Below are 11,703 nucleotides of genomic sequence, written 5' to 3'. Positions count from 1 at the left end.
TAAAAACCCCATCATTGTTACCTGTGATGGGGTTTTTGTTGTTTATTATTCACTGTGTTTTCTTGAGGATACTAAAACTTTAATCAGGAAATAATTAGGAGGCAGTTAGGTGCGGAGAAAAAGAAGTAGCTCATATGTTTTATATAAAGAGTATTTTTGCTTTAGATTAATGAATACATGCAAAGAATCCGTTATTATTACCTTGTTAAGCTTCAATTCTTGGGTTTTAGATATAGTGGTTGGCAGAAACAGCCAGGACAAAAAACGATAGAAAGCATGTTGGTAAAAACGCTAAAATTTATTTTGCCAAATCAGAAGTTTAAGATTCTAGGAGCAGGGAGAACAGATGCTAAAGTTTCTGCCTTAGATGCTGCTTTTGAGCTCTACCTAGAGGAGTCACCTATAGCTTCGCTGGAAGATTTTTTAGAATTGTTTAATAAAAACCTTCCTCCAGATATTCGCATACTAAGTATTACAGAGGTCGACGAGTCTTTTAATATTATTCAAAATAGCAAAGAAAAAGAATACATTTACTTATTTTCATACGGTAAAAAAAGCCACCCGTTTTGTGCGCCTTACTTGGTTACGTTTTTAGATGATTTAGATCTTGATAAAATGAAGACCGTAGCTAAGTATTTTGAGGGTACACATAATTTTAAATCGTATACCGCTAGATTACAAGAGAATACAACCGTTATTAGAACTGTTAATTCATGTGAAATAGTAGAGAATAATATTCTGAAAGCCAATTTTTTTCCAGAAAAAACGTATGGTTTTCATGTTAAGGGAGAAGGTTTTATGCGGTATCAGATTCGGATGATGATGGGGGTTTTGGTCCAGGTAGGTAAAGGAGAGTTATCAGAAGAAGAAGTTTTAAATTCTTTAAAAGAGGAGAGTAACATGCAATTACCCTTCGTAGCACCGGGTTCGGGCTTAATTTTGAATCAAGTGGATTTTCATAATTTAGGGTAATCCTCTAAATTTATATTAAAATTAATGTATGACAAAAAAGAAGCCGAAATTTAAATTAAGAATTAAAAAGCCTTCAAAACTTCATAAAATCACAGGGAAAGCTCCTGGTACTGTTACGTATACAGGGCAGAGAGAAGGAGTCAAATCTATTTTGTCTGCAATTAACTATGACGAGAATACCTTAAATATTCATGAGGAAATAGGGTTAGATCAAATAGATGTCCATCAGAAATCATCATTTACTTCTTGGATAGATGTTGTTGGAATCAGTGACGAGTTGTTTATAGATCAATTGGGAAAATTGTTTCAGATAAACCCTTTGGTTTTAGAAGATATTGCAAATACACAACAGCGACCCAAGATAGATGAATATGAAAATTATATTTTTGGGGTTTTTAAAATGTTGTATTTAAATGAGAATCAAGAAATAGTTAGTGAGCACTTAGCGCTTATTTTAATGGAGTCTTCAGTAATTGTTTTTCAGGAAATGAAGGATGATGTTTTTGATGGACTGCGAGATCGAATAAAAACAAAATCGGGGAGAATACGTACCCGTGGGGCAGATTATTTATTCTTTGCATTATTAGATGCTGTAGTAGATAATTACTTTGTAATCTTAGAACATATTAATCATAGGATTGAAGTGTTAGAAGATGAAGTATATGATAATCCTACCAATGATGTTGTACATAGAATACAAGAATTAAAAAAAGAAGTACTCAAAGTAAGAAGACAGATAGCGCCAGTTAAAGAATTAGTAGGTAGGTTGTTAGATTCGGAAAGTGCGTTGATAAAAAAAGATACTAAACTATTTTTAAGAGACGTTCAAGATCATTGTATAGAAATAAATGAAAGCCTTCAAATTTATAGAGAGATGTCTATGAGTTTAATGGAGATGTACATGAGTAATATGAGTAATAAGATGAATGAAGTTATGAAAGTACTAACCATCATGGCTTCAATATTTATTCCTCTAACTTTTATAGCAGGGGTCTATGGGATGAATTTTGACAACATGCCCGAGTTACATTCTAAATATGGTTATGCTGTAGTTTGGGGCATCATGATAATGATGTTTATTGGAATGTTAATTTACTTTAAACGTAAAAAGTGGTTATAATCTTTTCGGTTAGTTATCAAACAAACCAGAAGATAAATAACGATCGCCTCTATCGCAGATAATACTCACAATGACACCACTTTCTAAAGTATTGGCTAATCTGATGGCTGCAGCTGCCGCTCCGCCACTGCTCATCCCTGCAAAAATACCTTCTTCCTTAGCTAATCTTAAAGTCATTTGTGTAGCTTCTTCTTGGCTCACTTCTAGAACAGAATCAACCTTTGAAGCATTAAATATTTTAGGTAAATATTCTTGGGGCCATTTTCTAATACCAGGGATACTAGAGTTATCTGTAGGTTGTACGCCTACGATTTGTACGTCTTTATTTTGTTCTTTTAAATAGGTCGATGTTCCCATAATAGTACCAGTAGTGCCCATTGAAGAGACAAAATGTGTTACTTTCTGATCGGTATCTTTCCATATTTCAGGACCTGTAGATTTATAGTGTGCTTTCCAGTTATCATCATTTCCAAACTGATTTAACATGACAAAGCTTTGATTCTTTACTTTATCCTCTGCGTAATCTCTGGCACCTTCAATACCAACACTGGAAGGGGTTAAGGTAACCGTTGCTCCATATGCTCGCATAGTTTGTACACGTTCTACAGTAGCATTTTCGGGCATGACTAATTCAATGTTTAATCCGTAAATATTAGCAATCATAGCTAAAGCAATACCCGTATTTCCGCTTGTAGCTTCTATTAATTTAGTGTCTTTAGAAATAGTTCCACGATCAAGCGCACTTTTTATCATATTTAAAGCAGCTCTATCTTTAACGCTACCACCAGGGTTTTGTCCTTCTAATTTAAAATATAATTTTACATTAGGGTTGGTGTTTAATACGCGAGATAAAACAAGAGGCGTATTTCCTATTAAATCAATAATACTATGAGACATTTGGTGCTGTTTTTATTTTAATTTCAGAAGAGTGATACACGGTTGAGTTTGCGGGTACAGACGAAGTTATAAACGCATTTCCGCCGATGATGCTATTGGCACCAATGACCGTTTTGCCTCCAAGAATAGTTGCATTAGCATAGATAGTAACATTATCTTCTATGGTAGGATGTCTTTTAGTTTTTCGTAAATTTTTAGCAACATACAATCCGCCTAAGGTAACTCCTTGGTAGATTCTAACATGATCCATGATTACAGCAGCTTCTCCAATAACAACTCCGGTTCCATGATCTATAAAGAATGATTTTCCAATTTGTGCGCCAGGATTTATGTCTACACCAGTTTGTCTGTGGGCATACTCCGTCATTAATCTCGGTACTAAAGGAAACCCTTCTGCATACAATTCATGTGCTAACCTGTAAATGGCAATAGCATAAAAACCTGGATACGCCATATATACCTCTTCAATAGAAGAGGAAGCAGGATCACAATTAACAAAAGCTTTGGCATCTAGATTAAGTTTTTCTAGAACTTCAGGCAATTTTATCACGTAACGCTCCCAGACCTTCTTACACGGCTGGTCTATTTCCCAACACCCTAAATCCACCAATTCATCAAAAAGATGTTCTAGGACCTCTAAATTTTCTTCTACAGGGGTGTCAATGTCAAAAAGTGTATAAAACAGTTTGTCTGTAAACTGCTGTACTTTTTCTTTTAACTTGAACCTTAGATTAGGTTGTGTTTTATGCTTATTTATCTTGTCGATAATTGACTCTGAATCCATAATACTAAAATGAATATCAAAATTAACCAATATTTTAAAAGACGCTTGCTTAATTTGGTTAACTTTCTTGTTAAATTCGTTGTAAAAATAAGTCGGATGGAGCACCAAGTACTAACAAATGATGTCTTAAAATTTTTAAAACAACTAGAAAAAAACAACAATAGAGCGTGGTTTGATGAAAAAAAAGCTGTTTTTAAAGCGCATGAAAAAAGTGTTAAGGAGTTGTATAGTAGTGTTTTAGAAGGGCTTAGAGGTACTGATGAAATAGAGAAATTAAAAATGTTTAGAATTTACAGAGATGTACGTTTTTCTAAAGATAAAACCCCTTATAAATCACATTTTGCAGGGTCGTTCTCTAGGACAGGAGCAAAATTACGTGGGGGATACTATATTCGTTTAAAACCAGGAGAAAGTTTTATTGCAGCCGGGTTCTGGGCACCTAATAAAGAAGATTTGTTAAGAATTAGAAAAGAATTAGAACTTGACGCAGAAGAGTTTAGAGCTGTAATCGGCGCGCCCTCATTTAAAAAAGTATGGGGAGCTATAACGGGTGATGAACTAAAAACAGCCCCAAAAGGATTTGATAAAGAGCATAAAGACATTGATCTTATACGTAAAAAGCAATTTATTTTTGTGCGTAATTTGTCAGACCAAGAGATTTTAGCTCCTGATTTTGTTAAAAAAGTTACAGATTCATTTGTAGCTGTTCGCCCATTTTTTGACTTAATGAGCGATATTCTTACTACAGATTTAAACGGTACCTCTCTTTTAGACTAAAGCTTCGTTCTCAAAAAATTGAATTTGATTTTTTAGGCGTTCTACCACCATATTCATCATTCTTTTATTTAAAGCAGAAGAATTTTGAATATAGGTTTGGTACTCCTCAACGGTAAATTGGCCAATAATCATCCCTTTTAAAGCGTTCCGAAACTTGATATCTTTTTGAATAGCATTTTCAATATAAATGATTCGTTTTTCTAGAGAAAGCGAATAATAAGTGTTCTTGTGTTTTTTAATATAATTTTTAAAAACATCAAGTAGTAATGGGTTTTGGAGTTTTAGAACAGGCCTTAAGGTCTTGTTCTGGAAATACTCTTCGACACTCATGGTATCGGAAATTCTTGCTGTGGCTATTTCAGGCCTAATCTTTGTCAGACTGTGTGATCTTTCGTTCATCAGTTCTTTTTTCTTAAAGATAGGTATTAGAATATTTGCATCTGTTTCTCAAACATTTACTTTTTAACGGTTTTATGAACAATTAATATTTTCAAGAATAAGAATATAAGTATTTTCTTCTATAAAAATTATTAAATTGTATAAAATTATCTAGGGAGAATTCAGGATTCGGAAAATAACAAAACTTTGCGATTTAAGATTATTCTACCCTAATTTACTTTATTAATTTTGCAGTCAAAAAGATATAATTATGAGATTTCATACAAGAAAATGGGTTAAGCCAGAAGACTTAAATGCGAACAACACATTGTTTGGAGGTAGAGTCTTGGCTTGGATTGATGAGGAGTGTGCATTGTATAGTATCATTCAATTAGAGAACAAGAAGGTAGTTACAAAATACATGTCTGAAATCAATTTTATGAGCACTGCAGAGAAAGGTGATATTATAGAAATTGGAATAGAAGTAGTAAAGTTTGGAAAATCTTCTTTAACCTTAAATTGCGAGGTACGTAACAAAATGACTCATGAAACGATTGTAACAGTAGACAATATTATTATGGTTAATTTAGGAGAGAATGGAAAATCATTATCGCATAATAAAACGAAGATAGAATATGTTAAGGATAGATTAGCAGCTCAGGAGTAAGTTGTTCATTTTTAATTAATTATATACTGTTTTCTAATATAAAGTTTAAGTCCAAAGTATTAGGTAAAACAGTTTCTTCCAAAGTGCTTTAGCTTTATTTATTCGTATACTACTTAAGTTGTCTTAATTTAAGTAGCTAAAAATCAGATTGTTATTAATTTCAATCTGATTTTTTTATTCTTCAAAGTCTAGTTAATATAGATAATAAGTATTCTTTTAGCGATGAATTACATCCATATTCTTTGCGCTAACCTCATCTTTACTGGTTTTTACAACATTATTGGTTCACTAGATAACATTTAGTTGTGTAACCTACGCTATTTCAGCAATTTTAGACTATAAAGAACGTAGCACAGCTACTTGCGATCCTATCAAGGAGCATTTATCAGGACAAAAAAATAATAGTAACCCAAATTTATTTACTTTGAAATCTAACGAATTACTTTCCTATATATCGGACTTAGAATTAAAACTAAGTAGTTTTTCCTTTGAAGAACTGACCTCTGATGAGGCGGTTAGGTTAAAAGATTCTTTCCAAGCTTTTAAAGAAAAGATTGAGGAGAAAACGGTAAGTGCGGTAGCTTCAGAAGCGCCTAGAAAGGTAAAAGCTTTAAACGAAAACTTAAAAAGTCGCAATAAAACAATTCCGGCATCAAATGATGAGCAGCTTATTGCCCGAGTGAGTCATGAGATAAGAACGCCGCTCAATGGTATTGTTGGTTTTACAGAGTTATTGTCAGAAAGTACACTAACAGAAAACCAGGCAACACATGTGCAGGCCATAAAAGGAGCTTCTAACACATTGTTAACGCTAATAAATGAACTGTTAGAATATTCAAAATTGACTTCTGGAACTGCCTATTTTGAATCTGTAGATTTCAATTTTAATAATATTGTTAATGACGTTTGCTATTTATGCCAGACGCTTATAGTGAATCCTAAGGTTAGCTTTAATGTTTCTTATTCAGATGCAGTACCTGAAAATTTAATAGGCGATCCTTCTAAGTTATCTCAAGTGCTTTTAAACCTTATTGGTAATGCTATAAAATTTGTGGAAGAGGGTAGTATCAACCTAGCGATTGATGTAGCTCATAAAAGTAAAAATAAAGTGGTCCTCAATTTTTCGGTAACCGATACGGGCATTGGAATAGCGGAAGAAAAGTTAACTACTATTTTTGATTATTACAAACAAGCATCAGAAGATACTCAGAAGCATTACGGAGGTACAGGCTTAGGGCTGAGTATTGTAAAACATATTATTGAATCTCTAAACGGTAAAATATCTGTTAAAAGTGAATTGGGTGTGGGTACTACGTTTAATTTTTCACTTCCATATCAAATTGGGCAAGCAAAAGATCTTGTTTCTAATATACTTATAGATGAAGAGATTCTCGCGCAAGAGCTGCAAATAAAAAAGCTTAACATTCTTGTGTTTGAGGACAATACGATGAATCAGAAACTAATTCAGAATCGCCTAGATAATTGGGGTTGTTGCAATTATATTACGGATGATTTAAATGATGGCGTCGCTATTTTAGAACACTATAAAATAGATGTTATTTTAATGGACTTACGGATGCCTGTAACTAGTGGTTACCTTGTTGCAAAAGTGATTCGTGAACATAAAAACGAACGAATTAAAAGTTTACCCATTATAGCGCTTACAGCAGATTTTTCTATTAAAGATAAAAATTTATGTGCAGCCAATGGAATCAATGATTATTTATTAAAACCTTTTGACGCTAAGGTGTTGTTGCAAAAGATTACAACAAATGCGAATATAAATAGGAATACCTTAAACCAAATTGAACCTATGAAATCCCCCCAAGTAATTTCAAAAATCAATTTTACAGAACCTTTTAATGTCAATCTATCTGGCGTAATAGAAGATTGTTTAGGTGATGTAGAAATTTTAGAAGAATTAGTACAGTTATTTAAACAAAATATTGTAGAATTTATTGGCAAAACAAAATTAGACTTAAAATATTCCAATAGTGAGGGTGTACAGTTTAATACACATAAGATAAAAGCAGGATTGCGTATCATGCAAACTGATGGATTGCTCCGTATTGTAGAGCAAATGCATAAAGTGTGTTTAGAAGACCAGGATTTTAAATATTTAAATTTTCTTTTTGATTGTTTTGTAAAAGAATACCCAATCATTGAAAATGAAATAGAAATAGCTATTTCAGCCTATAAGAATAGCAATTAATATGGGTGCTATAAAATTACTTTTGGCAGATGATGATCAACTTCTGGCTTCCCTTTTAGACTTTCGTCTAAAAAAGGCGGGTTATGAAGTTAAAATCTGTACAGATGGTAAAAGCGTAAAAGCCTATTTGGAAACAGAAAAGCCAGATATTATAGTGTCTGATATTATGATGCCCTATTTTTCTGGTTTAGAAATCACAGATTACGTACGTAACGAATTAAAATTAGATGTGCCTATAATTATTCTATCATCCGCAGGGAATGAAGAGAATATCTTGAGTGCATTTAAACTAGGTGCTAATGATTTTTTAGCAAAACCAGTAAGTCCAGCCGAATTGCTTTTAAGGCTTAAAAAAGAGCTCGCAAGAATTTAATTAAATAAAATATTTGAAGTTCCCCCAACTCAAAATTTTTCATTTGATAAGTGCTCCGAAGATCCATACGGATATTTTGTGGGATTTATCTGTCTTATTTGTAATACTTTCTGCAGTATATTTTGTCGCTATCTTTTTTTATAGAAATAAATTTCTGAAAAAATCTGCAGATACTAGTAGACGTAAAAATACCTTGGCACCCTTGGTAAGTGAGTTCTTGTTTTATCAAGAGCAAGAAGGGTCTAAAGACGAAAAGAAGAGTTATATACAGAAAAAAATAGAGATACGAGAGCTTATTAAGGATGTTGAAAATGAAAAGGTCTTAACAGAAATACTTCTAGATCTTAAAAAAGATGTTTCTGGCGATACACGAAAACAGTTATTCAAGCTATATAAAGATTTGAACTTAGAGATCCGAGCTTTCGAGAAGCTTAAGAGTTGGAAATGGCAAAAAATTTCTCAAGCCATGTTTGAGTTAACTCAAATGCAAGTGGCAGAATCTTATGACTTTATTAGTGGGTTTATAAACGATAAGCGATCAGTGATTCGTAAACAAGCAGAGATTTCCTCAGTTACACTAGATCATAATGGTATTTCATATTTCCTAGATACCACGGTATATCAGATTTCAGAATGGCAGCAGCTCAAGATTTTAGAAGTGCTTTCTAATCATGAGGATTTTGATCCGCCGCGTTTTTATAAATGGCTAACATCTAAAAATAAGCATGTTATTTTATTTGCACTAAGGCTTATAAAACATTACGATCAAGATGATTCAAGAGCCTCTATAATTGCTTTAATGCGTCATAAAAATAGTAGCATCAAATTGGAAGCTATCAACTGTATCAAGCAATTTTATTTTGTAGAAGCAAAACCGGCCTTGAAAACTGTTTTTTGGAAGAATAGAACAAATGTTAAACTAGCTATTTTAGATACTTTGGCTGAAATTGGTGATAAAGCTGAGCTTTCTTTTCTATTAGATGTTGCTCATAAAGAACGCAATTTTACGGTAAAAAGTAAAGCTTTGAGTGCTATGAATTCTATACAACCAGAATATATAATTCCTACAGAAGATATTGAGTTATTTGATGAAGAGGAAGAGGAACCACCTCTAAAAATTAATACCCCAACTGTGGCTGCCGAAGAGGATACTGTACCTGATGAAAATATAGCACTTTCTGTAGATAGTCATGAGGAAGTCTTGTCAGAAGTACTACCACAAACAGATATTATAGATACCATGTATGCAGCAATGGTGGAGTTTATTCCTAAGGATGTAAAGGTTAATCAACTTCTCGTAGATCAAGATTTTTCTACCGAAGAAGCCAAGCAATTTCTAAAACATGAAACAGTTTCTATTTCTGGAGAGGAGATTCCGTTTGAGGCTGAAATAGACGCGGATAAAGAGGAGGTCGATTATGAGTCCATAGAAATTCAAACGGAGTCTAAAGTGTTAATCAAACAAGAAGATAGCTTTGATAATGTAGCGGAAGATTTAGCACCTACTTATGAAAGTATCTTTAAGTCTTTATTCGAAAAATCTGATGATGCCTGTAAATTAATATTATTAGAGGAAATGGTTTCATTAGCTGATGATAAAGATCTTGCTTTTTTAAATAGTTTAGAGAATTATCCCAATCCTAAAATTAAATCAAAAGCTTCTTTTGTAATACATGTTTTAAAAGAAAGGATAAAAATAGAGACACCAGAGAAAGGAGTGGTAGATTCAATGATAAGTATGTTGAATGAAATTTCAAAAGATACCACGGTTGCTATTCATCCAGAAGTGAATCAGGAAATACCGATAAACCTTGAAGAAGAAGTCCCGCTAAGCATGTCTCCCATTATAGAGAAATTAAAATCTTTAGAATATTGTTTTTTGGAAGAGGAGAAAGAACATCAAGAATCAGAATATTTAGATCTTTTTGATATTAATTTTCAGATAGATTTAGCACCAGAAAAACGCCTTGCAGATATGGCAAACGATAATGTTGTTCGTCCTATAAAACATGAGCACGCCTTAACGCAAGAAGAACATGGCTTTTTTCAGCAATTTTTAGATTTCCCCGTTACGGTAATAGACAAACTCCATGGATAGCGGTCTTTTTAATATCATTTTAGATTATATAAACATCGTATTCTTTGTGTTTACAGCAGTGCTATTTACCCTTTTTACAGTTATGGGGTACTTGTCTACTAAAGGCTCGCTACATTATAGAAATAAGAATAGTTTTGGAGATTTGTCAAAGGTTATGGCATCTCCGTTAGCCCCAAGCCTTACTATAGTAGCACCTGCATTTAATGAAGGAATGACTATTGTAGAGAATATTAGATCACTTATGTCTTTAAAATACGTGAACTACGAGGTAATGGTGGTTAATGATGGCAGTAAAGATGATACGCTACAAAAAATGATAGATGCGTATGATTTGGTAAAGATTGATAGACCAATAGACCCCAATTGGAAATCTAAACCTATTCGAGGCATATATAAATCTACGCAACAATCTTTTTCTAAACTTACGGTAATTGATAAGGAGAATGGGGGGAAATCGGATGCATTAAATACTGGCATGCAGCTTTCAGAAAATCAATACATAGGGTGTATAGATGTAGATTGTTTGTTACTCCCAGATGCGTTACTTCATGTGGTAAAATCTTTTTATCAACGCTCAGAAAAAAGAGTAATTGCGGTAGGAGGAGTTATTCGTGTTGCCAATTCTTGCGTTATTAATGGAGGAGCATTGGAGGAGATTCGATTGCCTAAAAATTGGCTAGCAAGGTTTCAGCTATTAGAATATACTAGATCATTCTTATTAGGGAGAATGGCATTTGGCCGCATGGATAGTCTTTTAATTATTTCAGGTGCTTTTGGTTTTTTTGATCGTGAAATTGCATTGGCTTGTGGTGGTTATGATACCCATACAGTAGGGGAAGACATGGAAATTGTTTTCCGGATGCGAAGGTATATGGTTGAAAATAAATTGCCACATACCATTGAATATATTCCAGATGCACTTTGTTGGACCGAAGTTCCTGAAAGTAAAAAAATATTAGTAAACCAGCGAGACCGTTGGTCGAGGGGTAATTTTGAAACCCTATATAAACATAGAGATATGTTCTTTAACCCTAAGTATGGTAGATTAGGAATGATAAGTTATCCTTATTGGTTCTTTTATGAATGGTTAGCGCCCTTATTAGAGTTTTTCGGATTTTTCTCTATCATCTTGTTTTATTATTTAGGTATTTTAAATTTCCCTTTTTTTATAGCGATTACCACTATGATTTATACCTATTCCATCATGTTTAGTTTTTATGCTATTCTTTGGGAGGTTTACTCGTATAATGAATATAAAAAAGTGAAAGACATTTTAAATTTAAGGGGTTGTGCTCTGGTAGAACCATTTATTTTTCATCCAATTGTCGTGTTTGCGGCGGTACGAGGAAATTATAAGAAGCTATTTAAAATTAAGTCGGGTTGGGGTACCATAACGCGAAAAGGGTTTGCAAAAACGGTATAGGC

Annotated in this window: 11 protein-coding genes; 8 read left to right on the top strand and 3 right to left on the bottom strand. The window is 33.3% G+C overall.

Annotation, left to right across the window (positions count from 1 at the left end; genetic code table 11):
- The first annotated feature begins 177 nt into the window (after positions 1 to 177).
- On the top strand, positions 178 to 972 hold the full coding sequence (gene truA, locus GQR94_RS21585) for a tRNA pseudouridine(38-40) synthase TruA (RefSeq protein WP_158979118.1): 795 nt from the start codon (positions 178 to 180) through the stop codon (positions 970 to 972).
- Positions 973 to 1,000: 28 nt separating this feature from the next.
- A complete protein-coding gene (gene corA, locus GQR94_RS21580; RefSeq protein WP_158979116.1) occupies positions 1,001 to 2,092 on the top strand; it encodes a magnesium/cobalt transporter CorA in 1,092 nt (363 codons plus the stop codon).
- 9 nt (positions 2,093 to 2,101) lie between these two features.
- Here corA and cysM read toward each other — a convergent pair whose 3' ends face one another.
- Positions 2,102 to 2,989: a cysteine synthase CysM gene (gene cysM / locus GQR94_RS21575; RefSeq protein WP_158979114.1), complete on the bottom strand. Its 888-nt coding sequence runs from the start codon at positions 2,987 to 2,989 to the stop codon at positions 2,102 to 2,104.
- A complete protein-coding gene (epsC, locus tag GQR94_RS21570) occupies positions 2,979 to 3,773 on the bottom strand; it encodes a serine O-acetyltransferase EpsC (protein WP_158979112.1) in 795 nt (264 codons plus the stop codon). The genes cysM and epsC overlap by 11 nt, the downstream gene beginning before the upstream one ends.
- 96 nt (positions 3,774 to 3,869) lie before the next feature.
- Here epsC and GQR94_RS21565 point away from each other — a divergent pair, with 96 nt between their 5' ends.
- Entirely contained in the window at positions 3,870 to 4,550 is a 681-nt protein-coding gene (locus GQR94_RS21565) for a DUF2461 domain-containing protein (RefSeq protein WP_158979110.1), read from the top strand.
- Here GQR94_RS21565 and GQR94_RS21560 read toward each other — a convergent pair.
- Complete coding sequence (locus GQR94_RS21560; RefSeq protein ID WP_158979108.1) at positions 4,542 to 4,949, bottom strand: glyoxalase; 408 nt, start codon at positions 4,947 to 4,949, stop codon at positions 4,542 to 4,544. The genes GQR94_RS21565 and GQR94_RS21560 overlap by 9 nt on opposite strands.
- A 250-nt stretch (positions 4,950 to 5,199) precedes the next feature.
- Here GQR94_RS21560 and GQR94_RS21555 point away from each other — a divergent pair, with 250 nt between their 5' ends.
- The 5 genes from GQR94_RS21555 to GQR94_RS21535 all read left to right on the top strand — a co-directional run bounded on the left by GQR94_RS21555 (position 5,200) and on the right by GQR94_RS21535 (position 11,701).
- A complete protein-coding gene (locus tag GQR94_RS21555; protein ID WP_158979106.1) occupies positions 5,200 to 5,595 on the top strand; it encodes an acyl-CoA thioesterase in 396 nt (131 codons plus the stop codon).
- Between the two features lie 424 nt (positions 5,596 to 6,019).
- Entirely contained in the window at positions 6,020 to 7,807 is a 1,788-nt protein-coding gene (locus tag GQR94_RS21550; RefSeq protein WP_158979104.1) for an ATP-binding protein, read from the top strand.
- A gap of 1 nt (position 7,808) precedes the next feature.
- Positions 7,809 to 8,180, top strand: a complete 372-nt coding sequence (locus tag GQR94_RS21545; RefSeq protein WP_158979102.1) for a response regulator transcription factor — start codon at positions 7,809 to 7,811, stop codon at positions 8,178 to 8,180.
- A 43-nt stretch (positions 8,181 to 8,223) separates the two neighbouring features.
- Positions 8,224 to 10,278: a HEAT repeat domain-containing protein gene (locus tag GQR94_RS21540; protein ID WP_158979100.1), complete on the top strand. Its 2,055-nt coding sequence runs from the start codon at positions 8,224 to 8,226 to the stop codon at positions 10,276 to 10,278.
- Positions 10,271 to 11,701: a glycosyltransferase family 2 protein gene (locus tag GQR94_RS21535; protein WP_158979098.1), complete on the top strand. Its 1,431-nt coding sequence runs from the start codon at positions 10,271 to 10,273 to the stop codon at positions 11,699 to 11,701. The genes GQR94_RS21540 and GQR94_RS21535 overlap by 8 nt, the downstream gene beginning before the upstream one ends.
- Positions 11,702 to 11,703 lie beyond the last annotated feature (2 nt).

The sequence above is a fragment of the Cellulophaga sp. L1A9 genome (assembly GCF_009797025.1).
GTDB lineage: Bacteria > Bacteroidota > Bacteroidia > Flavobacteriales > Flavobacteriaceae > Cellulophaga.
The sequence above is the reverse complement of the archived record's forward strand: the minus strand, read 5'-3'. Positions and strand labels throughout refer to the sequence as shown.